Origin of the sequence: Pinisolibacter sp. (assembly GCF_036782435.1) — a bacterium.
Taxonomy (GTDB): domain Bacteria; phylum Pseudomonadota; class Alphaproteobacteria; order Rhizobiales; family Ancalomicrobiaceae; genus CALBKH01.
This window is the reverse complement of the sequence record NZ_DAIPZB010000009.1, coordinates 1-24776: the sequence shown is the minus strand read 5'-3', so window position 1 is coordinate 24776 and position 24776 is coordinate 1. Positions and strand designations below refer to the sequence as shown.

The following is a 24776-nucleotide window of genomic DNA, read 5'->3' as shown; positions in this document are numbered from 1 at the left end:
GACCCAAAGCGGGGACTTGGCTAGCGCAGGTGGACGCACGTTCGCATTTTGCTACCGACCTTGAGACCAACTCCGCAAAGAGGCGACCTCATTGGGCGGGACGCACTGTAGCCTGCCGGACGTAGCGCGGTAGGCTGGGGCATTCCGCCGCGACCTCTAATCCAATCAGGGCAACGACCGCGTCCAGAAATTCAGGTGGCACACGCATCCGTCCCTTGCATAAGGCATTGATCATCGCTTCGGCATGTGCGGCCCCGCCGAGGGCCGTAGCCCCCAAAAGCAACTGCGCAGTGCATCCTTGGGCCACATTCGGAAAATGTTGCCGGCACATGCGCCGCGCCTTCCTCTCGTCGAGGACGGCTATCCCGCCGCGCTGAACGGCAATGGCGATCGTTGCGGCTTCGCCGTCATCGAGCGTATCACCATAGGTACTGTCGATTAGCGACTCGTAGATTGACAGCGCAGTGCCTTCTAGCGTCATGCGCTCTACAAGCCCGGCTACAACCAATTCATCGAGTTTTTCGCCATCGTTGTGGCCGAACCGTGAGCCTATAGCGAGTTCGTAATAAGCATTGTCCGGCACGATAATACGAGGCTGGGTCAGCGCAATAATACGTCGCGCGTAACCGCTCGCATTGAGGCCGATCACTACACTTGCATCGACTATCAACGCTTGATTCGGATCAGCGGGAAATGCGGACAAGCTCATCAGCTTCGCTCTCCTCACGCTCCGCGCCGTCTAGTACCTCCCTTATGCCGTATAGATCGAGCTGGAGCATCCGCGCGAGCTGCCCCTCGCTGTAGAGCCCCTTCTTCCACGCTTCGCGCGCGAGAAGGGCGAGGCGCGGAGGCACTAGACCCCTAGACAGGCCCCTATATGACGGGCGTTCTGGCAGCTGGCCGAGCACCTGAGCCACATCCTTGTCGCTGATGCCGCCATTCGAGACGAACCAATCCCAGGTTCCCCGCCGTGCAAGGTCCAACTCTTCGAGGCGTCGAACTATCGCCTCGCGCGACACCCCTGATGCATGGGCAAGAAGAATGACGTGACGGCGGGTCAAGTGCGACTGTCCTGCCGTAATTTCAGCGAAGCGTTGTCTAACCTCGCGCCCGGGCGTTAGAAAGCAGCGCTGGAAAATGTTCGCGTAACGCTCTTCGCGCGATACAAAAAGCTCGTCTTCGGTCAACACCTCTGGCTGTCGCCGCGTCGATATGAAATGCGCCAATTCATGCGCGCCGCTTTGGGTTACGCGTTCGTGCGGATGGCTGGCGTTGAGCAAAATGCACGCACCCGTCCGCTCGTCATAGGCGAACAGGCCTGAGATCTTGCTGGGTAGTTGCCGGACATAAACGCGTACCCCCAGTTGGAGGTCGAGGATGGATATGATGTCCGTGACGGGGCCGGGACCAAGACCGATCCAGTCGCGCAGTTCCTGTGCGTGCTGTTCTGCCTGGGTATAGAGTTCGCCGGGGAGGATCGGACGCTCCGGAGGATAGCGGCGCTCGCGCGCGATGCCGAGTGCGTCTTCCAGTTCGACTTCCGCCCGCACAAGGTCATTCAGAAGTCGGGTGGCCTGTTCGACTTCGGCATCCTCGCTTTCCCGCAACTTGCGAAAGCGTGGTGCCATGTCGAGATGGACAGCCTCCCGACGCAAGATAGAGTTGGCTGACGTCCCGTAAGCGGCCGCAAGCTGCTGTAATTCGTTCATCTGGATGCGCCGCTTGCCTTGCTCGATCGCTACGATCGTCGTGCGGGCCGCTCCAATCAGGTTGGCGGCTGCGGCCTGCGTGATCTTGCGGCCTTCACGCGCAAAACGTAGCCGCTCACCAATCTCCGCGTCCGACAGTCGCTCGCATGGTCCCATCATGCTCATGCCCGCGTCCATTGCCTCAGGAAGGAACGCGCTCCCTTATCCTGCAAAAAGTCATTCCACTCAGCGGCATGCCGTTCGATCACGCTCATCAACTCCCTCTCCACGTCGGCAACCGGCATAGCCAGCGCCGGACCGACGAGCAAGGCATGGCGACGCAGCGCAGACCGCTGAGTTGGCAGAACAAGATCGGCCATGTGGTCGAGATGCTGCGTGCCAGCTATCGCGTATTCCCGCAGAGCGCGCCGGCCACGCATGGTGAAACCGGGCTGCACCGAATCCTCTAACGTCGCAGCGCACAGATCACCGCAGACATACTCGCTGTCATCGTCCGTCAGACCGGCCGCATGGATACTCATCCGACGGAGCATGCACGCGGCGCAGACGCCGCACTGCATCAAATGGCCATTAAGCGAGCAATGCCGGGCGCTTTGCCAACACGAGCGCGTCTCGCGCCAGTCGTCGCATCCCGGTAGCGCGGCATAGGCCTTCAGTGTTTCGCCCTTCGTGAACCAGATGCGTGGAAAGACGAAGCGAACCGGCCGTTTCAGCAGCTCGGCGAGGAACCGCTCCATGCGCTTCGTAAAAAGGGGATGACTGCGAAAATCAGGATAAGCTTGTACTGAAGAAACGACCAGAGCTGGTCCGAATATACCTTGACCGCTTTCAGGTAGAACTATCTCCGAGGCCTCGGCGAGATAGGCGGCTATCCCGCTGATGAGCGCGAACTTGAACCCACGGCTGCGGGCACTAGTTTCTCCAGCAGCCTTCACATTGTAGGGCACAGTCGCGAATGGCAGAGGGGCGCCACGCGACGGGCGCCCACCGGCCTTGGGACCGACCCTTACGCGCACGAGCTTGCGACCCGACTGAGCGACCAACCCAGCAACGGCACGCGAATCCATGCCGTCACTGTAGGCCATAACGGAGTCAGTCTTGATGTTGAAGTGAAAACAGTCCTGCGGCGGACAGGGCGTCTCGCCCGCCCTCTGTATGAATTCGAAGTCCCAGTCGTCACCAGTCAGAAAGCTGACTGCGTCCTTTAGGGCGCTATATACGGCGGAATCCAGCCACCGCTTGGGCTCCAGCACCGGAATGCGGACCGTAAACGCCCGGCCCCAGCCCAACTTAGGGCGAGCGAAGGTCCGATCGGCGTATTCCACAGACGCCGCCACAACCATCGCATCATAGATAACCGGTTCCCACAGAGCAAAAGCATAAGACTCAAGTGCGGTCGTCGAAAACTCAAAGTGCTTCGCCATGTCGAAGGACGAGCGGCCACGTCGCGCTTGTCCCGAATAAATAGCGTCTATCGCACGTACCGGCACTCTAGCTTCATAAGCGGTTACGCTCATAGCGGCGGCCCCTCATCAAGCCCGGTATGGCGGGGAACTTCGACAGAGCGGCTGGACGGCAGTCGGCCATGGGCAAGCAGTTCGCGAGCGATGGCATGGCAGTCGAGTTTGGCAGAAACTTCGTCGAGCCGAGCGCGTACCGTACGGCTCGTTCTGGCGTCAGTTTCGCGTTGATAGTGTTCGTCGATGCCTCTATTCGTGGAGTGCCTGATCTCTCCGATCGCGGCGGCGACCGCCGCCTCGGTGCCGGCCTCCCCGCCGATGCCTGCAGCTTCGACGGCGCAGTCGATCAGAGTATTGGTCGCGGCAGACCGCGGCGAGCGTGCCCTAAGCGCCTCCAACTGATCGATGCGCATTTCCTCGAACAGCATGTCGCCGTTCAAGATCTCCCGGACAGCGGCAATCGGGGCTCCGAGAATGTCCTTCTTCAAGGCGTGCGCCATAGCTTCGCAGACCTCGTCGATAGAATGGGCAAGATTCGCCGTCCGCCAGGCGGTCAGCTTCCAGTGCGGGCGCATAGGCAGGCTGCGGTGAGGACCATCACTCATGGCGACCTCCAATGTCAGAATGAATCACATAAAAATGCGACAATGTCAATTCAACCCAGCGCAGCGGAGAGGAACAGTCACATCGTGGCCGGCCCACTGTTCAACTGCATTGGTTATGGCGTTCCCCCAGAATGGCTGAAGATATCCAGCTCAAGTGGGTCTGCTCTCTGAACAAATAAGACCTCCTCAGAGTGTTCGTTGACATCCAAGAACGAAGGAAAAAGCGTCAGTATTGAGCAGGGAATGTGCAAGATGATACACAAAGCAACCCAGATTATTTATTATTCTACTAAATCAGTAGGAAATTATACATATCGGCGCTTCAAAGCGAAGGTCTAAACCGACTGTTTGGAAGACGGAGCAGACAGAAAGATCTATTGCCTGTACCCGCGACAATCGGCACACTCATTCCTTGCTGCATCGCTCTGGTGTCAACCTAGTCGATATGGTCGACTTCATTATCGCCGCCCGCCGTCGCAACCAGCCCATCTAGAACGAGGATAGCGTGTGACTCTGATCGTCCAGCCTACCGCTATGTTGCCGCAATGCCTGGGGTCGGTTTGGATGGTAGCCGACGCCGATGCTCTCGCCGAAGTCTGCGCGCAAATCCTTATAGGTCGCGCACTCCACGCCGCGCGGATCCTTGCAGGGGTCCACCCGGCCGGCACACCTCCGATCGTGAGTGCGGCATTGAAGGAAAAGCTTCGGCTGGAACTTCACCCCCAAACCGATCCAAAGATCTGGCATCGTGACGGCCTGCTGTTCGAGATCATCAGCTGGGTAGCTGCTCGCCTAACCTCGACCGTCAACGACGCCATTTCAGATCCACATCTGAAAGCAACGAATCAGGGCACTGACTGCGTGAGGGTGACGATTGATCCGGTAGCCCGCGCTATAACGCGCGCGACCGTCTATGAATATAAGTGTACAACCAACTGGCGACAGCTATTCTCTCAGGATGTACTCGCAGCCTTTCAAGAGTACGTATCGGGTGCGCGCGACAATCAGCTCGCTCAGACGGCGACCACGCTTCTGATTGGTCTTGGCTTCACCCCAGAAGAACGTGCCGCCGCTTATGACGAGCTGATCCGGGCACGGCCGCTTGCCTTTCAGGCTTCACTGACGGTAGCCCCAAGTGGATTCTCTGCTGCCCAGCGACTTGCGCTCTTCGCGGGCTATGACGCGATCGATGGTGATGTCGCGATACGGGGTGGCAATACCATGCCGCTTGACGACGTGCGCGGTTGGTTCGCGGCCTTCTCAGCCCAGGTTTGGGCAAAGATCGAGGTCTTAGATGTTCGACGCTGAAACCGCCGCGCTGATCCGATCAGCTCCGCCGTTGAAGGACGTTGATCCGCAACTCCTTCCCCAAGAGCTCACCGGCATTTACGCAGAGCTCGCCGGACTGCGCCTCCGCGCTGCCCGGCTTGCTGATGCGCCCGATTATCTTGCACAGATCGAACGCTTGACGCGCATTGCTGCGGTCTACGAAGCTCAGGTCGACGATACGCTCGATGGAATGGCTCGCCGAGCCGCAGCCTTTGTCGCCGGTACCGCTTATCAGATCCTCGGCCGGGTCATGCCCACACCGACCGATCGCACGGCATTCATGAGTGCTGCGGCGATCCATCCGAGAATCGCAGCACCGCTGCTGTTTCTCATCGCCGAACAAAGCCCGGACGCCCGCGAAGCGGCGCGCGGCCTCGCCGGCGGTCGCCTAGAAGACGTTCATCGAGGGGCCCTGCTCGAGAGTATCCAGGATTTGGCTCAAGAGCGGTTCACGGCAATCCTTGAGCGTGCGGAACGCTTGGCACGTCTGCAACCTTCGCCCGGCGATGACCTTACCGAACAAGCGATACAGGGCCTTTATGGTCTCTGCTGGGCCGGTCTCATCCATTTAGTCGCCCGCCTTCTTGCCCAAGTTCCGCCGGTTCTTGCCTATCCTTTATTGGACACGCCGCAGGCGTTGTTCGATCGCGTCACACAGTTGGCCGTTGCCAATATAGCAGTGCCCGGCCCAGGTGCTCACCTCGTCTCGGCATACGCTGGTCCGCGGCATCTTGCGCGATTACTGCGCCACGTGGCGGATGGCCTGGAAGGCGCTGGAATTGCCAACCTCCCGGTGCCGACAGGCGCGGTCGAGCCTGCTTGGCGGCGTTGGCTTCGCCATCGCGCGCAGGCCAAGCCAACGCTTTGGCCCAATCATCGCGAGGCCGTTGCGACCGGATTTCTCGACGCTGGCACTTCGGGCGTGTTGGTCCTCCCTACGGGTGCTGGTAAAACCACCCTCTCCGAGTTGAAGATCGCTGCTACACTCAGCGTGGGTAGGAAGGTGATTTTTCTAGTACCTACCTTGGCTCTGGTCGATCAGCTCCGCGACGATCTCTTGGAGAGCTTCCCAAAGAGCCTCGCCGACTACGAGATTTCCACCGATGGCGATCTCGTTGCCTTCATCTCGGGACCTGAACTCGGCGCCATCGAGGTGATGACGCCTGAGCGCCTGCTCGCGGTGTTCAGCTTTGCCGATGCCGATGTTGCTGACCTTGGTTTGATCGTCTTCGATGAATGTCACCTCCTTAGTCCGGCAGGCGGCGGGGCGCGCAGCGTCGATGCGATGCTGTGCCTCCTTCACGCACTTCAACGCGCCCCGGACGCCGACTATCTGTTGCTATCCGCTATGCTACAGAACGCGGCCGACGTAGCCGAGTGGATCGGTCAGCTTACCGGTCGCCCGTGCATCAGCTTCCTCGACCCGTGGAAGCCAAGCCGCCAAGCCCGTGGCGTCGTCACCTATGCAGATAATCAGCTCAGCTGGGCAAATCAGGTCGTTCGTGCCGCAAATTTCGCCGAGCGCAATGGTCAGCCCAGCGACCGGCCGCCGCTTGATCTGGTCCCTTTTGCTCTGTTCGGCCTTCACAATACCTGGGCGCGCAACGCGCCTGCGGATCGCCGAATTGTACGTCTTTCCGACGGCAGCGTGCGCTTGAACTATGGCGTCGGTGGAGCGACCCCCAACTCCAACGAAGTCGGCGGGTCCTTTGCCGCGAGCGCAGCGCGTGCAGGGTTGAAAACGATCGTGTTCGTCAACCAGGCGGATCATGCGCCAAGCACCGCGCGCAGGATCCGGGCAGGCCTCCCGCCTGTCGGCGCGCTCACCGAATTTGAAAACGACCTCTGGACCGACATCATCGCCGAACTCGGCGGGCCTCAGCATTCGCTGTTGGATCCGACCGCGCCCGCGCTTCCGCACAATGGCGACATGATCGCAATCGAGCGGCGCATGGCTGAATCGCTGTTTCGCCGACGGGACGGGGCAAGCATTATCGTTGCCACGCCTACGCTCGCCCAGGGGATGAACCTGCCAGCTGAGGTCGCCATCTTAGCCGGGACCATGCGCCATGACGAGGATGGCCGCGAACCGCTCAAGAGCCATGAGATCCTCAATGCTGCCGGCCGCGCCGGTCGCGCGGGTCATCTCGCCAACGGTACCGTCCTGCTTATACCCGAGCCGCCGGTCGCCTTTGCCGCGAACGGCATTCCGGCCGGCGCTGCGTTCGACATGCTCGCAAAGGTGCTGCCCGCCAACGACCAATGCGTTACGATCGACGATCCGCTGACCGCCTTGCTCGACCGCATCCAGCTCGGCGACGTTGACGGCCCAGATGTTCATTACTTCTTGAGCCGCTTACGGGCTGGAGAGGGCGAAGAGCAGGATACCAATCGCCCAATTCAGATGATGAGCCGCTCTTTCGCGGCCTTCCAGGCGCGCAAGGAGGGCAATGAGGCGGCGTTTGATGCCAAGATTGCGTTGCTGAAGGCAGCGCTGGAAGCCGATGCCCTGGCGGCCGAAGTGGTGACGGTAAAGGTCGCCGCTTTCAGTGGCATGCAGATCGAGCCACTGGCCGCGCTGACCGCGCGCATCGCTGCAGAAATCGACGGACTCCCGACCTCGGTCATCGAGTGGTGCGATTGGCTGATCGACTTTGTGATTGCCGATCGGCAAAACTACGCGCTGTTGTTCGGCAGCGACGTAGAAACCGTCAAGGCAGTGACGCGCGGTAGGAAAACCGGAGGCGATAGCACCGACGCGGAGATGGCATTGCTCAAGCCAGCTCTACGCGCTTGGTTGAGTGGTGCTCCGTTTGCTACAATCGAAGCGGCGCTCGGGGTCTTGCCTGCTAGGATCGGAACCTGCAAGAGGTCGAGAGACTTCGTTCTGAAGCTCATGAACCGCCGCTTTTACATGATCGCTAGCGCACTCACTGTCCTTGTACAACATGCCCTAGAGGAGGCCGGAAAGGTATCCGCAAATCCCGCCGTTTTGGAAATCTTGCCGATCGCCATCCGCAAAGGCCTCGATTCACCGGAAAAAGTTGCCTTCGCTCATCGTACTTCGCTGATCCGCTCGCGTGTCGTCATTCATCGTTCCTATGCTGATCAGTTTCCCGGTCGGCAGGCCCAAATGGGCGCCGATTTTCAGACGGTTCTCCGTTCGATCGATGCCCACCTTGCATTTGGCAGGTTGCAGCAGCTGTTTCCTCCTGGAGGTGCAGGATGATGCTGTTCTACGCATCGATCTACATTCGTTTATAGGTCTTGATAAACAAGGTAATAATTATCAACGAAAGTACTCGTGCTGACCGTCGTCGTTCCGTAATCGTCAGCGCAGTCTGTATGACTGCGTGTTATGCAGCTTTGGCAATCGTCAACTCGACGTGCATGCCGGCGGCTGCGAGCATGTTGACGAGCGTGTCGAGGGCGAAGCGATCGATTTTGCCCCGTACGAGATCGGAGACCCGCGGCTGTGTCACGCCGAACAACTTCGCGGCTTCCGACTGACTGAGGCCGCTCTCGTCCAGATGACGGCGCAGTTCCATCATCAGAGCCGAGCGCAACTTCATGTTTTCGGCTTCCTGGGGCGTATCGGCGATCGCATCCCAGACGCTTTCGAAACGCTTGCCGGTCATCGGTCGATCTCCTTCGAGAGTTCTCGATATCGCGCGGTGGCGAGAGCGATGTCGGTACGAGACGTCTTCTGGGTCTTCTTCTGGAAGCAGTGGAGGACCCAGACGGCATCGGCGAACTTGGCGACGTAGACGACCCGCCAAGCGCCGGACGCATCGCGGATCCTGATTTCTCGGACGCCCGGTCCGATCGACGTCATCGGCTTCCAGTCGTCCGGATCGAGCCCGTGTTGGACGCGGTCGAGCTGATGGCCGGCTTCTCGTCGGGCTTCGAGCGGAAACTCGCGCAGATCGTCGAGGGAGGATCCGAGGAACTCGACGGGCTTCGGGTCTTTGCTCATGGCATCTTATACAAAAATTTGTATGACCTGGCAAGGCCGTTCTCACCCGACCGCCCAGGCGCGGAACCGTCCGCGTCCGGTGATCTCGCGCAGGCCCAGCTCGGCCACCATGCCTGCGGCGGCGCGCGGCGTCACGCCGAGGGCGTCGGCGATGGTTTCGGTGGTGACCAGCGGTGCGGCGATCACCAACTCGACCAGTTGCGGCAGACGCGAACTCGTGCGGCGCCGGCCGACGCGGCGCAGCAGGGCGTCGCGGGCGGTCAGGCGCCGGTCGTGATCCTTGAGCCCGCGAGTGGCGCCGAGCGCCAGACCGTCGAGCACCGCCTGCAGGCGGACGAGCGGATCGTGACTGCGTCGGCGTTCCGGCGGCACGGCCCGCAGTCCCGACGACACGTCGACCAGATGCGATCGCACCTTGCCGCGGGCACGAAGCAGGTCGGCGGCGAGCAGCCGGCCGAGACCGTCTTCTTCGGGGAGGGGATCGTAGAACTCCCAGGCGACGAGGGCGCGGGCGGCGGTGAGGGTCGGCGGCCAGTCGCGGGTCGCCTCGATCTCGGCGACCCACCGAGCGAGGCGCGCGTTGCGATCGGGGCGCGCCGGCCGAACCAATCCCGTCGGCTCGTCGGAGGAGGGGAGGGTGGCGCGAGCGAGCAGTCGGTCGGTGCGGGCGAGGAGGGCGTCGACCTCGCCCAGGGTCGTGGCCCACGCGTCGTCGCCCTCGCTCTCAGCCCCGTCGGCGAGGGGAGGGGGCTCCGCCTCGGCCGACTTCGGTGCGCCGCGGCCGACGAGAGCGAGCAGACCGGCGACGTCGAGAGTTGCCCCGGGAGGGAGGGTGGCCAGGCGACGGGCGCGGCGCAGGTGGGCGTGTGCCCGGGTCAGTTCGGGCGAGGGGGCGCGAGCGTCGAGGCCGGCGTCGTGGAGAACCAGATCCTCGAGCTGGACGAGCACGCCGTCGAGGAGGAGGCTCGACACGGCTTCGGCGAAACGATTCCGCGCGCACCAGCCGTCGCGGATCGGGCTCCGCGCGATGCGTTCGTCGAGACGGGCGAGCGCGTCTTCGGCAATGGCTACCGATGTCGCTTTTAACTTCCGATTTCAAACGCCGAAACGTCATACGTCCGTTGGGCTTGGGCGGTAGAAGGGGCACGAATTTTCGCCAACGATTTCACTGGCGGCGCGATTTGCCCGATCGATTGCAAACCCGAACGACCCCTTCTGCGGCTTCGCCGCCGTCGGAGGAGGCGTGGCTCACCGCGCGCCGCGTCGCGCGCGAACTCGACCGGATCCTCGATGCGGCGGGTTCGCATCGTGCGGCGGTCGAACGGGCCGCGGCCGAGCTGGGCCTCTCGACCCGACAGATCTACAATCTGTTGGCGCGCTATCGCGTCGACCGGCGGGTGTCGTCGTTGTTGCCGCGCCGGAGCGGTGCGCGGAAGAAGCAACTCGACCCGGACGTCGAGGTCATCATCGCGACGACCCTGCGGACGCAGTGGCTGACGCTGGAGGCGCCGCCTCTCGCGCCCGTCGTGGCCGAGATCCGCGCCCGCTGCGAGGAAGCGGGCTTGGCCGCGCCGTCCTATCTCGCCGTCGCCCGCCGGATTCCGGTGCTGTTCGGTCCGGAAGAAATCGCCCAGAAGCGGTCGGCCGACCCGAAACATCTGCTGCGGCTCAAACCGAGACCGGGATACATCCGTGCGGCGAAGCCGCTCGAGGTCTGTCAGATCGATCACACGCCGACCGACATCCATTTCGTCGAGGTGGTGGAGGGCGAAGGCGTCTTCGCCGGCCGGGCGTATCTGACCCTCGTCGCCGACGTGGCGACGCGCTGCATCCTGGGCTTCTGCCTGACCCTCGAGAAGCCGTCGGCGCTGTCGGTCGCGCTGTGCCTCGCCCAGGCGATGTGCCCGAAGGAGGCCTGGTTGGCGGCGCGCGGCATCGACCAACCCTGGCCGATGTTCGGGCGCCCGCGACAGCTCGTGACCGACTCGGCGAAGGAGTTCAAGGGGCATGCGTTCCAGCGCGGTTGCGAGGACTACGGCATCCGGGTTCGTTTCCGCGATCGTGGTCGCGTCCATCACGGCGGGGTGGTCGAGCGGCTGCTCGGTAAGCTCAACGGCGTTCTTGCGATGCATCCGGGATCGGCGGGCCGATCTGTGGCGGACCGCGACGGCTATCCGGCGCAGCAGCGCGCACGCCTGAGCTTCGCCGACCTCGAGCGCTGCGTCGCACTGGCCGCGATCGATCACAATCTGCAGCAGAACGAGAAGACGCTGCGGGTGCCGGCGACGGAATGGGCGGGCAGCAGCCTCGATCTGCCGTGTTTCGAGGACGATCCGGCGCGGGTCCTGCTCGCCTTCCTGCCCGGGGTGGAACGACGCCTGTCGCCGCAGGGCGTCGGCATGTTTGCGCTGGACTACTATTCGCCGTGGCTGGGTCGCCTGGTGCCTCTGCGGGACCGGTTGGGCCGGCTCGAGGTGCGATACGACCCCCGCGACATCAGCCGCATCTATGTCCGGGATCCGGAGACGCGGGAGTTTCGCCCCGTCGCCCGGCGTGATGGCCGGCTCGCGCCGATGACGCTGTGGGAACACCGCGACGAACGAGCGCGTCGCCGTGCCGCCAACGCGCGATCGGAGACGGAGAAGGTGGCGTTGCAGCGTCGGATCGCCGAGATCGTCGGTGGATCGAAGCCGGCGAAGGCCGTGCTGCGCGACGCCGTGCGCCGGACCCACGCGGCGGAGGCCGGCAAACCCCACGAGGCCCTGCGCCCGTCGGAGCCCGACGCCCCGGCCGCGTCCCCGGTCCGTGAGAGGCGCCGGCTGCCGGTCGAGGATTGGTGAGATGGCCGACCATCTGCTCGATCACGTTCGCCCCTGGCTCGACCGTAGCCCGGAGGACCGGATCGCCTACATCCGGGCTCCGCGTTGGATCGGACATCACGGTGCCGGGCGGGCGCTCGAACGGCTGAACGAATTGCTCCTGCGACCGCCGGCGCTGCGCACCCGCGGTCTGATGCTGGTGGGGCCCTACGCCAACGGCAAGACGATGATCGCCGAGCGGTTCGCCGTGGCGCATTTGAGATCCGCCGAGGCACAGCGGGTGTGGGTGGTCCAGACGCGCGAGGGCGCCGGGCTCGCCCATTTCTACGCCGGCATCCTCGGCGCATTGCACGCGCCGACGGGAAGCGGCCGGGACGTCGGCCGCAAGGCCGAGCAGGTCGATCGGCTGCTCGACGGCCTCAAACCCAGAGTCCTGATCTTCGACGAGTTCCACAACGCGCTGCGCGGCCGCTCGCGCGACGTGGAAGCGGTCCTGGGGTTCCTACGCCGGATCGGCCGCGAGTTCGACATATCGCCGGTTCTGATCGGCGAGGTCGCGGTCTACGACTTCATCAACGCGACCGACGAAATGGCGAGCCGGTTCGAACTCATCGCGGTGCCGCGCTGGCGCTACGATGAGGAGTACCTCACGCTCCTCGACAGTCTCGAAGGCGCCCTGCCGTTGGCGCGCCGGTCCGATCTCGCCGAGGAAGGCACGGCGCGTGAGATCTTCCGGCTTTCGGAGGGCCTGATCGGTGAAATCGTGACGATCGTCACGGCGGCGGCGGTCGCGGCGGTGCGATCCGGCGCCGAGCGGATCACCCGGACCTCGATCGACGCGCTGGACTACGTCCCGGTGTCGCGACGCCGCACGGCGCCCCAACGGGACGGTCTTCTGTGAGCGGCGCGGCCGGCTTCGCCATCGAGGTCCGCGAACGATACCGGGATGTCGTCGCGGATCGGTGGCCGGTCGTCGCCGACCCCGAGCCCGACGAATTGCCGTCGAGCTGGCTTCATCGTCTGGCGATCGCCAACGGCATCGCGCCACGGGCTTTCGCCGACGTGCTCGGGCTGGGCGACGGGATGTGGTCGCCCCGTCTCGACGGGCATCTCCCCGACGCGCTCGCGGCGCGGCTCGGTGCTCGCACGGGTGTGGCGCGTGGGACGATCTCGGCGCTGGCGACGACGGACGGCGCGCCGGCGTCGCTCCTGTTGCCTTTGCGCGCGGCCGCCCGCCGAAACAGGTCGACCTGGATCCAGTATTGCACCTCGTGTTTTGCCGAGGATAGGGCACCGTATTTTCGGCGGTCGTGGCGGTTGGCGTCGCGGATCTCCTGTTTCAGGCATGGTTGCGGCCTGCGTGATCGCTGCCCCGCCTGCCGCGGCGCCTTGGCTCCCTTCGCTCAGACGGATCTGATCCCACAACATGTCTGCGCGCACTGCGGCTTCGATCTGCGCGACGCCGCGAGGGTGCCGGTGGCGGTGGCGGCGCGGCGATTGGAACGTTCGATCGACGACGTCTGGAAGGTGAGGGCACCCGAGGAGTCGTCGCGGACCGAGGTGCTGGTCGCACGCCTCCTCCACCTGCCCGTCGTCGCCGGCGGCGGCTCCAGCCGGCTGCTCACCAATCTGTCGGCATCGGCGCGCATCCGTTGCTTCGAGCGACTGGCGCAGAGAGCTGGTGAGGAGCCGATCGCTCGGTTCGTGGATTTTCGCGGCGAGGGTCGGAGACCGTCGCCGAGCTCGCAGGCGCATCCACGTGGCGCCGAGCTCGTGGATCTGGTGGCGGCCTATGCTCGAGTCGCCGCCGGCGGGTCGCGTTTGAAGGAGGGTCACGGTGATCGCGATGCGGTCACAGGACGCTCCACGCCCGAAACCTTCCGCGGCCCGTCGTCTCACGCAGGTCGAGCTCCGCCACCAGATTGAGTGCGGCGCGGGGCGTGACGGCGAGCGCCTCGGCGATCATGCCGGCCGAGACCAGCGGCCTCGAGATCACCAAGTCGACCAGCTCCGGCAGCCGGGACGTGGAGCGGCGACCGGCGAGCTTGCGCATCAGCAGCGTGCGGGCGGTGAGCCAGCGGTTGTGCTGCTTCATCCCCTCCTCTGCGGCGGCGGTGATGGCGTCGAGCTCGGCGACGAGACGCACAGACGCGTCGCGATGCCGGCGCCGTTCGCGCGGCACCGCCTTGGCGCCCTCGGCGAGGCAGGGCAGATGGGCGCGCGCTTTGCCGCGCTCCCGCAGAAGGGCGGCGGCGAGCAGGCGGCCGAGGCCGGGCGCGCGTTGCAACGGCTCGATCGCCCCCCATGCCGTGTGGGCGATCGCGGCGGCGAGGGTCGGCGGCAGATCGCGGGTTCGATCGACGACCCTGCGCCACTCGGCCAGACGCGCCTCTTCGTCCCAGTCGAGGTCGTAGACGAGCGAGTCACGATCTCGGCGCGGCGGCGGCGGGCGCGACGCCTCACCGGCGAGGGCGCGGTTCGAGCGGGCGATCGCCGCATCGACCGCGGCGAAGGCGTCGGCCAGGGTCCGGTCGCCGCCGCTCGCGTCGACCCCCTCGGCATCCGGCGCGTCCTCATCGCCCTCGTCCTCGAAGGCGAGGCCCGTTTCATGCCCGGCCTCTCGGGGAAGCCCCTCGTCTCCGGCGTTCCGTCCGCGTAAAATCGCGAGCCCGGTGTCCGACAGTGCCCAACCGGGATCGGCGCCGGCGATGCGGCGGCGCTCCCTCAGCACGGCGTGCGCCCGGGTGAGTTCGTGGGTGGGGGCGCGCGCATCGAGACGGGCGTCGTGCAGCACCAGGTCTTCGAGGGCGACGAGCTCGCCGTCGAGCCAGAGCGCGGCGGCGGCGTCGCCGAAATGGGTCCTGGCGATCCAGCCGTCGCGGATCGGGCTGGTTCGCAATCGCTCGTCGAGCCGTGCCAGCGCGTCTTCGGCGCTTGCCAGCGGCCGCGCCAGCAGAGCCCAAGGGAGCGGATCGGGAAGGCCGGGGCGCGGAGAGGTCATCGGGAGGCCTGCGAGGGGAGGGGAGGATGGTTTGTGACGGCTGCCGCGAACTTTTCGAGTTCCCAGACAGAAATCCCTGTCTGGATAGAGGGATGGCGGCGGCCGACTGAAATCGAAGAGCGAAAATCGCGTGCTGGTTTTTCTCTAAGCGTTGCAAATTGAAATCGTTGAGTGAAAGCGACAGCGACGGCGCAAGACGGGCCCAGGGGAAGGCATCGAGGCGGGTGGGGAGCGATCGCATCATGTTGACCAACATGGTGAACGATCAGTTAACGGAAGTGAAGGAGGACTTTACTTCCGGCACTCGGGCATGCGTCGGCGGGTGTGTCTAGCCATCGATAAGTACCTCCTATCGATTCCAGATCCGCTTTCCGCTACGTCACTCAGCGGCGAGTTTGCCGTCGGTGAAGCTCTCTATGCCGGCCATCGCTTCGAACTCACTCAGGTATTCCGGGTGGTGTTGGGTGAGCCAGCGCACGACCCGTGAATTGGCGAGAAGCTTTTTCACATAGCCGATCGCCAAGATCAGCTGAAGGTTGTCCGCTCCATAACTTTCCTCGACAGATTTTACTTGCATCTGGAGATTGAATAGCTCTCGTTCCATGCGCGCGAGCTGGTCGGAGGTGATCGATGCACCATCGTCCTTCTTCTTCCGCAGTGTCACGCGCAGTTTGTCGGGCGTTGCGGCCAGAAGTACGCGCGCAAAGACGGCAGTGAAGTTGTTCTGTCCGACCATGATCTCTGCTGCCTCGATCTGCCGGATCGGCGCCATCTGTCGGAGCAGAGAGAACACGCCAATGGGGCAGGGACTGTCCTTCAGGATGTCGATGGCATCCCGGCATATCCCGTTCAACATGCGAACCCGGCTCTGAATCGATTTCGGATCGAGCCCGAGCGCTTCGGCGATCTGCGCCTCTGGAACACCCCGTTCGATCGCCCGCAGGATCATGCCGTGCTCCTGAACGGCGGACAGGCGATTGACCCGCTTGTTGTAGGTGTAGGTCTCGTCGTCGGTCGAGACGATGCACTCGACCTCGCTCACGCCGATGTCCTTCAGGGCTTCGATCCGAAGGTGGCCGTCGAGCAGGAAATAGCGATCGGGATGTTTGGGGTCTCGGGCGACGACGGGAGCTTCGACCAAGCCGACCGCTTTGATGGAACTGAGAATCTGCGTGTACTTGGAGCTTTCCTTCAGACCTGGGCGGAAGGTCTTCAGTGGGACCAGCTGGGCTATGGCAACGGTGATGCTTACCGCCTCGAACGAGAGCCTGATCGGTCGCTCGCTGCCGTTGTCGTCATGATCTCTCATTGCACGGCCTCCCCTGCAATTCGCGCGCTCAGAATGCGAGGTAGAGATTCGAGCCCCTCGGCGCGCAACAATGTTCGGTAACCTTCGTCGTTCAGAAGATCCTTCAGTGCTTCGATCATGAAGAGCAGCCGACTCTGGACAAAATTGGACTTCACCACGAGGAGGCGCTGCTTGTCGCTCTCGCGTTGGTATATCCGCATGAGCTCGGCCGATGTCAGGTGTTTCGGGGTGTTTTTGCGGCCGAGCCCTCCGTCGAAGATCGCCTTCTGATGACGCATGCGCTGATCGATCAATTTACGAACTGCCGTGAGTTTCTTGCCCTTGAGCTTTCCTGCCGCGTAAGCCTCCATGAGGATCTGTTGCGCTTCGCTCGTCTCAGCCCGTGCAATTTCGATGGCGAAGGAGATGGGGATCAGGCCGCTTTCGACGGCGGCGACCAATCGCTCCTCGCCGCGTTCGAGCAACGTGACGATCATGTTGACCCAACTCGCCGTACAGCCGATCTTCTCGGCAATCCCGCCATCGCTGTAGCCGCGGGAATGTAGGGCGCCGATTTCCTGCATGATGTCGATGGGTCGATGCTGCCGGCGGGCGATGTTTTCGACGAGGCTCATGACCAAGCCTTCGGCTTCCGTCGCCTCCACGATGACGGCCGGAATCTCGATTGCTCCGAGCATCCGAAACGCCTCCAGCCTGCCCTCACCGCAGACGAGGTCGTAGCCGGCGTCCTCCTTGCTGCCACGTCGGATGACCGTGACGGGACGCTTCAGTCCGATGGCGCCGATGTTGTCGACGATCTCCCGGTGCTGCTTCTTGTTGCGCGACCGTGGATTCAGCACATGGATCCGCGCGATCGGAATCATCTCGATCACCTGAGGACGCGATTTCGAGGTCATGCCACCTCCGTGAGCCGGGTCGGCGTCGCCAGATCGTAGAGAATGTCGAGGGAATCGAAGCGGTAGCCGTCGAGGCCGAGGCCGTTGTCCTCGGCGAGATTCAGCTGGAGCGCTGCCACATCGATCCTGGGCAACAGATAGAAATCGACCGGATGGCGGTTTTGCGCGTCGAGGCGGACGGCCACGGTGATGTCCGGGCGGCGGCCGGTATCCAGTCGCAAGCGCCACCGGAGTGTCCCGGAAGGCAACTGTCGGCACCGACCGATCACCACCGAAGCCGAGAATTCGCCGTTCACGGTGATCATGTCGGTTTCGACGTTCTGGGCGACGACCGCGCCGACCGATGTGAGCCCATTCACGATGTCGGCGACGATCGTCGGATGGAGACGCCGCAGTGCGCGATTGATCTCGATGTAGCGGTAGTCGCGACGTGGACTGTAGCCGACGAGCCCATAAGCGCGCAGAAGGCTCCCAAACCGGGAGCGGTAGGAGCTGCTGGAGGGTAGCCCCTCCGCCTCATCGATGACGATCCCCGACAACGTGCCGCACGCTTCGAAGAGCCCCCGTAGTCCAGCGAGCATCTCTTCGTCGGACAGTCTGAATGAACGAGCCTGAATGATGGACTGCGCGGCGTCGTAGAGATTCCGGTCGATGATGCCGGGAAAGGCGCCGTCGGCGCGGATCCACGCCGACGGTTCGTTACGGATCCGCTTTTGCTTCAGCTTGAAGGACATCCGGTTCCAGACGTTGTTTCCGATGTACTTCTCGTTGATCAGAACCTGATGAACAGTTCCCCGCGTCCATGGCCGGCCCAGGTCTGTGGGGATCGCTTGGGCATTCAGCTCGTCGGCGATCTGGCGTTCCGTTTTCCCCGTCGCAACAAAGGTCCGGTAGATCTGCGCGATGACGGCAATTTCGGGCTCCGGGCCAGGGCGAAGCACCACACGATCGGTGTGGATGCTCTTCTGTTCGCCCCTGTTCAGCTCTCCCTTGATGGATCCGGCCTGATCGATCAACACGCGCCGAAGTCCGAACCCTGCGGGGCCGCCCTGCCGGTATCCGTGCTCGATCAGTCGGCGTTGACCGGCGAACACCTTGGTGGAGAGCTCGCGGCTGTACTCGCCGGCCATGGCTCTCTTCAGGCCCTTCATGACCGTCGACATCGGACTGCCGTCGTTCGGGAACTGTTCGGCGCAATAGAGGATGGCAATCCCGGCTCGGCGGCAGATGTACTCGTAGTAGGCGCTCTCGTCCGCGTCTTGGAACCGCCCCCAACGGCTTACGTCGTAGACGAGGACGGTCTCGAAGTCGGCGCGCCCCGTGACGATGTCATCGAGAAGAAGCTTGAGCCCGTTGCGACCCTCGATGCGAAGGCCGCTTTTACCTTCATCTGCGTAAGTTTTCACGATGTCGATGGCATGCGCCGCAGCGTATCGACGAATGGCGTCGGCCTGATTTTCGGTCGAGTACTGCTGGTGTTCGGTGGACATCCGCACGTACTCGGCTGCGCGGATGCGCTTCGCTCGTTCGGTATTTCCCTCCGTTGGTCGACCCCATTCCGCCACGACAGTCGTCTCCGCCGGCTCCGGCTCGCGCGAGATCCGTCGTGCTCGGGGCAAGAAGCCCTGGCCCGGACTCCGCCGTCTGCGCTGCGAAACAAGTCTAGACGTTCGGGGGCCGGAACATGTTTCCGAAAAAGGGCAATGACTTTCCGAGCCGATCATCCGCCGATCGATCACCTGTCGCATTCGCGCGGGCGATTTCCAATGCCCTTCGAGCTGAGCTCGGGGACACACATCGGGCGATCAAGATCATCATGCTCTGGACCGGCGCCAGCGAGAAAACGGCCAAGAACTGGCTGGAGGGAAGAGCCGGACCGCGTGGGCACTATCTCATTCGCCTCATTCGAGAATCGAGCACTGTTCTGGATCTGGTCGTTGCGGCTGCGCGAGCACCGGCCTCTGGCGAAGTGGGCGACGCCGAAGGTGGAAAGCAACCCCGTGAGGTCATGAAGTCCACGTGGTCTCAGCAAGGTGCGCACCTCGCTTCCGTTAGGTCATCCAACTACCTTCACCAGGCGAATTCCTCGCCTTGTGTCCCTGCAAATGTCCCCAGGACTGTCCCCATAAATGTCCCCATGGCGATTTCTAGCTTGCCAGATCTGAACAACAGACAGAGATGGTTTCTCGCGGAAATGACGAACAAGACGCGAGTACGGCATACCGACATAGCGTCGTGTTGGAGCGTTTCCACCAAGACCGCCAAGCGCGATATCGCCGTCCTTCGGTCTAGAGATTTGATCGCATTCGTGGGGTCGAAGAAGACAGGCAGATATGTTCTACGCTTGCTGCTCGAGGTTGATGGAGCATGATGGCGCTCTCGGGGAGGGTCGACCAACTCGGAAACCGGCACGGCTTCTGCGCCCAAGTCCGCTCGGATCGCCTGTCGCCGTCCACGCGCTACGCACCGCGAGAACTGGCCGGGACATCGAAGAGCTCTCGACAAGGTGTGCTGTCTCCGCATCATGGCGATGCGTCGATGGGAGGGTGGAGTTCGGATGAGGGGACGAGCGATGACCGACCAACACGAGACCTGGGCTCGACCGTTGTCCAAGGAGGACAAGGCGAGGCTCGCCGCACGATGCGAAGACTTCATCGCAGGGGTTCTGGTGCCGCGCTTCCTGCCCCAAATCCGGCCGACGGCATTCAACTATCCCATTGCGTTGACCGGGCGGTGGCGTGGCAGCCGCTACAGTTTCATTCAGCGATACCGTTCGGGCTTTTCGGAGAACGCCGGCGAGGAGTTCGATATCGGCTTCGCTCGCCTCGACCACGCGACCGGTGAGCGCTTCGATCTGATGTGGCATCGCCACACCGGGCAGTGGCTGTGCCTCCATCCGAGGCTCACCTTGGACGAAGCGTTGCGGGCCATCGAAACCGAGGAGCTGGTCCAGCCGCGATGAGGCCAGGTCGCGAGATCGATGCGATCCGTCACTTGACTGGTAAAGGGGTGCGATCACGCTGTCCTGATTGAACGGGGAGAGATGCATCTCGATCCGCAAACAGACCGGATGATGTCATTGTCGAGTGTCGATTATCACTATAAGGTCGCGGTGCTTGGATTTGAATGGATCGATCGGCGATGCATCCAGGATCAGCAATTCGGCAGGAATGTTTGGAAAAGCACGGGTTGAGCGTGACAGAAGCCGCTCGAGTACTCGGCGTAGATAGGCAGACCCTCAGCAACTTGCTGAATTCACGGTCAGGGATTTCACCGGAGATGGCCGTGCGGCTGGAGAAGGCGTTCGGCACTTCGGCCCGCGAATGGCTGCTCCGGCAGCTCGACTACGAGCTGGCCGTGGTCATGCGCCGGGCCAACGAGATCAACGTCGAACCTTTCCACGCGCGGGCTGCGGAAGGTGGAGAGAACGAATGAACGCGGTCGAAATCGAGGAAGCCATCTCGGCGCTGGCGGAGCGGCCTTTCGATCCTCAAGAGTTCCCTTATGCGTTTCTCGAAGCCTTCGGGAACAAGGAAACGACGCTGAAGCGCTTGCGCAAGGGCGAGTCCAACAAGTCCGACTTTGACGGCCCTTGGGGCGGCGTTCTTCAGACGAACAACATCCATATTGCCGTGTGCAAGCCGGGCGATGTTACACGCACCCTCGCCGCGCTGAAGGCGAGCCCGGCCACGGCGCGGGCGAAGGCGCGTTTCGTGCTGGCGACGGATGGCGACCTGTTCGAAGCCGAAGACCTCACGACCGACGATGCGCCGGTCTCCTGCACCTTCGCGGATTTCCCGAACCACTTCGGCTTCTTCCTGCCATTGGCCGGCATCACCACGGTCAAGCAGGTCCGCGAAAGCTCGTTCGACATCCGGGCGACCAGCCGCCTGAACCGACTCTATGTCGAACTGCTGAAAGACAACCCCGGATGGGGCACGGCCCAGCGTCGGCATGACATGAACCACTTCATGGCGCGGCTGATTTTCTGCTTCTTTGCCGAAGATACCGAAATTTTCGACGGCGAGGCTGCATTCACCTCGGCGATCGAGACGATGAGCGCCAAGGATTCGTCGAACACCCACGAGGTGATCAGCGAACTGTTCCGCGTCATGAACACCAAGGCGGAAGCGCATGCCGCCGCCGGGGTTCCGCGCTGGGCGAGCCGCTTCCCCTATGTGAATGGCGGTCTGTTTTCCGGCAGCACAGATGTCCCGCGCTTCAGCCGCATCGCTCGGTCTTACCTGCTGCATATAGGGCGCCTCGACTGGAAGAAGATCAACCCGGATATTTTCGGGTCGATGATCCAGGCGGTGGCGGATGATGATGAGCGCGGTGCGCTCGGCATGCACTACACCAGCGTGCCCAACATCCTGAAGGTGCTGAACCCACTCTTCCTCGACGATCTGCGCGAGAAGCTGGAAGAGGCTGGCGACAACGGGCGCATGTTGCTCAACTTGCGCAAGCGCCTGTCGAAGATCCGCGTGTTCGATCCGGCTTGCGGTTCGGGCAATTTCCTCGTCATCGCCTACAAGGAGATGCGGGCCATCGAGGCGGAGATCAACAAGCGTCGCGGCGAGGCCGACCGGCGCACGGACATCCCGCTGACGAATTTTCGCGGCATTGAACTGCGCGACTTCCCGGCCGAGATCGCCCGCCTGGCGCTCATCATCGCTGAATATCAATGTGACGTGCTCTATCGCGGCCAGAAGGAGGCGCTGCGCGACTTCCTGCCGCTTGACGCGCAGAACTGGATCACCTGCGGTAACGCTCTGCGCCTCGACTGGCTCAGCATCTGCCCACCGACCGGAACGGGTGTGAAACTGCACGGTGATGATCTGTTCAACACCCCGCTCGATCAGGCGAAGATTGATTTCGAAAACGAAGGAGGCGAGACGTACATTTGTGGCAATCCGCCATACGTCGGAAGCTCGAAGCAGTCAAAAGAGCAAAAGCTTGACATACAAAGGCTTTTCGAGCCATTTAATGTTAAATATAAAAATCTGGATTATATCTCGGGATGGTTTTGGCTATCTGGCAAATTCTGCCGAATGATGACTGGCGCTGCCGCATTCGTTACTACGAACTCGATCTGCCAAGGAGAGCAGGTATACCTGCTTTGGCCGAAATTGCTGTCGAGCGGGCTGGAAATATTCTTCGCCCAGTCTGCTTTCAAGTGGAGTAATCTCGCAAAGAATAATGCGGGCGTGACCTGCGTTGTCGTTGGCATTCGAGAGGTTAGTGGAGGGCGGAAATTCATTTTTTCCGACAACTCGAAAAGAGATGTCGCACGTATAAATCCATATTTGCTCGATTTTTCAGACGTTTTTATTCCGCGACACGGCGAGTCAATCTCAAATTTCCCCCGGATGCTCAAAGGCAACCAACCTACAGATGGCGGGAATTTGATATTATCAGCAAGCGAAAGACGCGATATTTTGCAAGAAAATCCCAATGCAGCAGGCTTTATTCGTAAATTGTATGGCTCGAAAGAGCTGATAGACGGCATTGACCGCTACTGCCTATGGATTGAAGACGACGAAAAAGATCAAGCTGCATCTATAAGCTCAATTGCGAAACGCATTGATGCAGTGCGCGAAGCGCGCCTTCAGAGCCCAGCAGAGTCGACACGTAAGCGCGCATTTGATTCACATCGATTTATTCAAATCCAAGATTATGGAAAAGCCGCTGTTGTTGTCCCGGAGGTTTCATCGGAGAAGCGTGACTACATTCCTTGTGGAATTATAGATGAATACAGCATCGCAACGAATAAACTATTCACAATTTACGGAGCAGACCTATTCGTCTTCGCGATATGTTCGTCAAGAATGCACAGAGTATGGGCAGAAACGGTCTGCGGCAAACTTGAGGAAAGGATAAGCTATTCGAACGTCCTCGGATACAACACATTTGTGGTGCCACCTCTGACCGAAAAAAACAGAGCCGACCTCATGCGATGTGGTCAGGATATTCTCCTCGCCCGAGAGTCCCACTTTCCTTTGGCAATCTCCGATCTCTATGAAGTAAAAGACGGCGTTTCGAAGATGCCTGATGATCTCCGCGCGGCCCATGAACGCAACGATGAGGTGCTGGAGCGCATCTATATCGGCCGTCGGTTCAAGAACGACACCGAGCGGCTGGAAAAACTGTTCGAGCTTTACACCAAGATGAGCGCCGGAGCTGGCCCCGGCAAGAAGCGAAAAGTGGGTGCGGCATGAACGCAGCGATCATCGGGCTTCTTGGCGTCATTCTTGGCAGCTTATTGACCAGCTTCAAGGATTTGGTGGCGCACTTCTTCAACCGGAGAGGCAATGGCCGATACGCGGCTGTTCGGCTTATCGCCGTCCTTGATGAATTTGCGCAAGGGTGTGTCTCTGTCGTCTCCGACGATGGAACATGCGAGGGTCGCCCAGCCGGAAGGACCGAACAAGGCGAGGAATATTATGACCCGCAGGCTGCTACGCCGGAGGCACCGACCTTCCCAGACGACATAGATTGGCGAAGTATCAGCTTCGTACTGATGTACCGCATCTTGTCCTTGCCAAACAACGCACGCGAAACTGACCGATATATATCTGCGTCGGCTGAACACTCGTTTCCGCCCGATTACGATGAAATGTTTTCAGCTAGGCAGGAAGGTTATGCGCACCTTGGCCTAGAATCAGTGAATCTGGTAAAAGACCTACGGCGCGAATTTCGATTGCCCGATACCCCCAAGAAGTTCTGGGACTGGGGCTGGGATATAGAGAAATTCTTCCAAGACAAATTAGCTGAATTTCAAAAACGCCGTCAGGCAAGTGGCAAGAATGGGGGGCTTGAACTATGACGGGCGAAAAGAAAGTCCCTTCTGTTTCGGTGCGATACGGCACGAACGGCAGCTCGACCAAGGCCAACGAGTTCGGCATGCGGCCGATGCAGGAGCGCGCCTTCGAGAAACGGGGCGAGCAATATCTGCTGATCAAGTCGCCGCCGGCCTCGGGCAAAAGCCGCGCGCTGATGTTCATCGCGCTCGACAAGCTGGCCAATCAGGGCGTGAAGCAGGCCATCATCGTCGTGCCGGAAAAGTCCATCGGCTCCAGCTTTCATGACGAGCCGCTGAGCAAGCACGGTTTCTGGGCCGACTGGCACGTCGAACCGAAGTGGAACCTGTGCGATGCGCCGGGCAACGACAATGGTGGCAAGGTCAATACGCTCGGCGCCTTCCTCGAAAGCGGCGACAAGGTGCTGGTATGCACTCATGCTACCTTCCGCTTCGCCGTGGACAAGTTCGGGATCGAGGCCTTCGATGACCGGCTGATCGCGGTGGACGAATTCCACCATGTCTCGGCAAATCCCGACAACAAGCTCGGGCTGCATCTGGGCGAGTTTATCGCGCGCGACCGAGTTCATGTCATCGCGATGACCGGCTCCTATTTCAGGGGCGACGCCGAGGCCGTGCTCGCGCCGCAGGACGAAGGCAAGTTCGAGAGCGTCACCTACACCTATTACGAGCAGCTCAACGGCTATCAGTATCTGAAGCAGCTCGACATCGGCTATTTCTTCTACTCGGACTCCTATGCCGACGACATCTTGAAGGTGCTGAATCCGGCCGAGAAGACGATCATCCACATCCCGAACGTCAATTCGCGCGAGAGCACGAAAGACAAGATCAAGGAAGTCGAGCACATCATCG

The 24776-nt window shown here is 61.7% G+C and carries 21 protein-coding genes; 10 read left to right on the top strand and 11 right to left on the bottom strand.

The window, feature by feature from the left end:
• Positions 1-88 precede the first annotated feature (88 nt).
• Genes V7Q42_RS05510 through V7Q42_RS05495 form a run of 4 tightly spaced genes read right to left on the bottom strand, consistent with a single transcriptional unit; the run spans position 89 to position 3774 of the window.
• Positions 89-709 carry a hypothetical protein gene (locus V7Q42_RS05510; RefSeq protein WP_333822948.1) on the bottom strand — a complete coding sequence of 207 codons (621 nt, stop codon included), beginning with the start codon at positions 707-709 and terminating at the stop codon, positions 89-91.
• Positions 684-1874, bottom strand: a complete 1191-nt coding sequence (locus V7Q42_RS05505) for a helix-turn-helix domain-containing protein (RefSeq protein ID WP_333822947.1) — start codon at positions 1872-1874, stop codon at positions 684-686. The genes V7Q42_RS05510 and V7Q42_RS05505 overlap by 26 nt, the downstream gene beginning before the upstream one ends.
• Complete coding sequence (locus V7Q42_RS05500) at positions 1871-3226, bottom strand: 7-cyano-7-deazaguanine synthase (protein ID WP_333822946.1); 1356 nt, start codon at positions 3224-3226, stop codon at positions 1871-1873. Before V7Q42_RS05500 ends, V7Q42_RS05505 begins: the two co-directional genes overlap by 4 nt.
• Positions 3223-3774, bottom strand: coding sequence for a hypothetical protein (locus V7Q42_RS05495; protein ID WP_333822945.1), 552 nt, complete (start codon positions 3772-3774; stop codon positions 3223-3225). Before V7Q42_RS05495 ends, V7Q42_RS05500 begins: the two co-directional genes overlap by 4 nt.
• A 507-nt stretch (positions 3775-4281) precedes the next feature.
• Here V7Q42_RS05495 and V7Q42_RS05490 point away from each other — a divergent pair.
• Positions 4282-5082: a hypothetical protein gene (locus V7Q42_RS05490; RefSeq protein WP_333822944.1), complete on the top strand. Its 801-nt coding sequence runs from the start codon at positions 4282-4284 to the stop codon at positions 5080-5082.
• A complete protein-coding gene (locus tag V7Q42_RS05485; protein ID WP_333822943.1) occupies positions 5069-8332 on the top strand; it encodes a DEAD/DEAH box helicase in 3264 nt (1087 codons plus the stop codon). The genes V7Q42_RS05490 and V7Q42_RS05485 overlap by 14 nt, the downstream gene beginning before the upstream one ends.
• Before the next feature lie 127 nt (positions 8333-8459).
• On the opposite strand, the gene V7Q42_RS05480 is transcribed toward V7Q42_RS05485, so the two are convergent.
• Genes V7Q42_RS05480 through V7Q42_RS05470 form a run of 3 tightly spaced genes read right to left on the bottom strand, consistent with a single transcriptional unit; the run spans position 8460 to position 10144 of the window.
• Positions 8460-8741 (bottom strand): helix-turn-helix domain-containing protein, encoded by a 282-nt coding sequence (locus tag V7Q42_RS05480; protein ID WP_333822942.1) that lies wholly within the window; start codon positions 8739-8741, stop codon positions 8460-8462.
• A complete protein-coding gene (locus tag V7Q42_RS05475) occupies positions 8738-9079 on the bottom strand; it encodes a type II toxin-antitoxin system RelE/ParE family toxin (protein WP_333822941.1) in 342 nt (113 codons plus the stop codon). The genes V7Q42_RS05480 and V7Q42_RS05475 overlap by 4 nt, the downstream gene beginning before the upstream one ends.
• A 42-nt stretch (positions 9080-9121) precedes the next feature.
• Positions 9122-10144, bottom strand: coding sequence for an RHE_PE00001 family protein (locus V7Q42_RS05470; RefSeq protein WP_333823026.1), 1023 nt, complete (start codon positions 10142-10144; stop codon positions 9122-9124).
• Between the two features lie 128 nt (positions 10145-10272).
• On the opposite strand from V7Q42_RS05470, the gene V7Q42_RS05465 reads away from it, so the two are divergent.
• From V7Q42_RS05465 to V7Q42_RS05455, 3 genes are read left to right on the top strand one after another with little or no spacing between them, the layout of a single operon-like run.
• A complete protein-coding gene (locus tag V7Q42_RS05465; protein ID WP_333822940.1) occupies positions 10273-11919 on the top strand; it encodes a transposase family protein in 1647 nt (548 codons plus the stop codon).
• Between the two features lies 1 nt (position 11920).
• Positions 11921-12799: a TniB family NTP-binding protein gene (locus tag V7Q42_RS05460; protein WP_333822939.1), complete on the top strand. Its 879-nt coding sequence runs from the start codon at positions 11921-11923 to the stop codon at positions 12797-12799.
• Complete coding sequence (locus V7Q42_RS05455) at positions 12796-13824, top strand: TniQ family protein (protein WP_333822938.1); 1029 nt, start codon at positions 12796-12798, stop codon at positions 13822-13824. The genes V7Q42_RS05460 and V7Q42_RS05455 overlap by 4 nt, the downstream gene beginning before the upstream one ends.
• Here V7Q42_RS05455 and V7Q42_RS05450 read toward each other — a convergent pair.
• The 4 genes from V7Q42_RS05450 to V7Q42_RS05435 all read right to left on the bottom strand — a co-directional run bounded on the left by V7Q42_RS05450 (position 13751) and on the right by V7Q42_RS05435 (position 18669).
• A complete protein-coding gene (locus V7Q42_RS05450) occupies positions 13751-14899 on the bottom strand; it encodes an RHE_PE00001 family protein (protein ID WP_333822937.1) in 1149 nt (382 codons plus the stop codon). The genes V7Q42_RS05455 and V7Q42_RS05450 overlap by 74 nt on opposite strands.
• 379 nt (positions 14900-15278) lie before the next feature.
• On the bottom strand, positions 15279-16208 hold the full coding sequence (locus V7Q42_RS05445) for a plasmid partitioning protein RepB C-terminal domain-containing protein (protein WP_333822936.1): 930 nt from the start codon (positions 16206-16208) through the stop codon (positions 15279-15281).
• Positions 16205-17104 carry a plasmid partitioning protein RepB C-terminal domain-containing protein gene (locus V7Q42_RS05440; protein ID WP_333822935.1) on the bottom strand — a complete coding sequence of 300 codons (900 nt, stop codon included), beginning with the start codon at positions 17102-17104 and terminating at the stop codon, positions 16205-16207. Before V7Q42_RS05440 ends, V7Q42_RS05445 begins: the two co-directional genes overlap by 4 nt.
• On the bottom strand, positions 17101-18669 hold the full coding sequence (locus tag V7Q42_RS05435; protein WP_442958164.1) for a recombinase family protein: 1569 nt from the start codon (positions 18667-18669) through the stop codon (positions 17101-17103). Before V7Q42_RS05435 ends, V7Q42_RS05440 begins: the two co-directional genes overlap by 4 nt.
• Before the next feature lie 1007 nt (positions 18670-19676).
• Between V7Q42_RS05435 and V7Q42_RS05430 the strand changes: the two genes are divergently transcribed.
• From V7Q42_RS05430 to V7Q42_RS05410, 5 genes are all read left to right on the top strand, one after another.
• Positions 19677-20066 (top strand): DUF3024 domain-containing protein, encoded by a 390-nt coding sequence (locus tag V7Q42_RS05430; protein ID WP_333822934.1) that lies wholly within the window; start codon positions 19677-19679, stop codon positions 20064-20066.
• A 164-nt stretch (positions 20067-20230) separates the two neighbouring features.
• Positions 20231-20539 carry a HigA family addiction module antitoxin gene (locus tag V7Q42_RS05425; RefSeq protein ID WP_333822933.1) on the top strand — a complete coding sequence of 103 codons (309 nt, stop codon included), beginning with the start codon at positions 20231-20233 and terminating at the stop codon, positions 20537-20539.
• Positions 20536-23322, top strand: coding sequence for a class I SAM-dependent DNA methyltransferase (locus V7Q42_RS05420; protein WP_333822932.1), 2787 nt, complete (start codon positions 20536-20538; stop codon positions 23320-23322). The genes V7Q42_RS05425 and V7Q42_RS05420 overlap by 4 nt, the downstream gene beginning before the upstream one ends.
• The gene (locus V7Q42_RS05415) at positions 23319-23930 is read left to right on the top strand and encodes a hypothetical protein (RefSeq protein ID WP_333822931.1); all 612 of its coding nucleotides are present in this window, start codon (positions 23319-23321) and stop codon (positions 23928-23930) included. Before V7Q42_RS05420 ends, V7Q42_RS05415 begins: the two co-directional genes overlap by 4 nt.
• A partial coding sequence (locus V7Q42_RS05410; protein WP_333822930.1) for a DEAD/DEAH box helicase occupies positions 23927-24776 on the top strand: 850 nt, incomplete at its 3' end. The genes V7Q42_RS05415 and V7Q42_RS05410, both read left to right, overlap by 4 nt.